1 protein-coding gene is annotated in these 1,182 nt (G+C 35.7%); it reads right to left on the reverse strand.

What is annotated here, in order from left to right:
• Positions 1 to 19 precede the first annotated feature (19 nt).
• Positions 20 to 1,110, reverse strand: a protein-coding gene (locus tag FTT89_RS14445; protein ID WP_085940648.1) for an IS4-like element ISAba1 family transposase whose coding sequence is annotated in 2 segments (ribosomal slippage) — positions 20 to 570 and positions 570 to 1,110 — 1,092 coding nt in all. Because the reading frame shifts where the segments join, the coding sequence is not laid out codon by codon here.
• Positions 1,111 to 1,182: the final 72 nt, after the last annotated feature.

Raw genomic sequence — 1,182 nt, forward strand, 5'->3', positions numbered from 1 at the left:
TCTCTGTACACGACAAATTTCACAGAACCCTTATCCTATCAGGATTCTGCTTTCTTAAAATTGCCAAAATTTCCTTAAACTCTTCTTTTTTCCCAAAACCAATTAAACGCTGAATCGCCATTTGAACATAGTCTAAACCATAGCGAAATAAACTCATTGAGAGTCGTCCATGCTTCTTTATTTTTATCGCTTTTTTTTGATTATGTTGCCATTCACCCGTTAAGTAACACCAACAGAAGCTTATAGCTAACACCGCAATCAATTTTTTCACTCGTCTAGGGTCTGTCAAGCGCGTATTTTCAAGATTAAACCCGCGTCCTTTGAGACAACTGAATAAGGTTTCAATTTCCCAGCGTAATGCATAATCCTGAATAGCATTGGCATTAAACTGAGGAGAAACGACGAGTAAAAGCTCTCCATTTTCTAACTGTAGTGCACTTATATATAGTTTCACCCGACCAACCAAAATCCGTCGTTTACGACATTCAATTTGACCAACTTTAAGATGGCGAAATAAATCACTAATTTTATGATTCTTTCCTAAATGATTGGTGACAATGAAGTTTTTTTAACACGAATGCAGAAGTTGATGTCTTGTTCAATTAACCATGTAAACCACTGCTCACCGATAAACTCTCTGTCTGCGAACACATTCACAATACGGTCTTTACCAAAAATGGCTATAAAGCGTTGAATCAAAGCAATACGCTCTTTCGTATCTGAATTTCCACGTTTATTAAGCAATGTCCAAAGGATAGGTATCGCTATTCCACGATAAACGATTGCGAGCATCAGGATATTAATATTTCGTTTTCCCCATTTCCAATTGGTTCTATCTAAAGTCAGTTGCACTTGGTCGAATGAAAACATATTGAAAATCAACTGAGAAATTTGACGATAATCAAAATACTGACCTGCAAAGAAGCGCTGCATACGTCGATAAAATGATTGTGGTAAACACTTGATGGGCAAGGCTTTAGATGCAGAAGAAAGATTACATGTTTGCTTTAAAATAATCACAAGCATGATGAGCGCAAAGCACTTTAAATGTGACTTGTTCCATTTTAGAGATTTGTTTAAGATAAGATATAACTCATTGAGATGTGTCATAGTATTCGTCGTTAGAAAACAATTATTGTGACATTATTTCAATGAGTTATCTATTTTTGTCGTGTACAGAGA

Source organism: Acinetobacter sp. YH01025 (assembly GCF_013420185.1).
GTDB classification, from domain to species: domain Bacteria; phylum Pseudomonadota; class Gammaproteobacteria; order Pseudomonadales; family Moraxellaceae; genus Acinetobacter; species Acinetobacter indicus.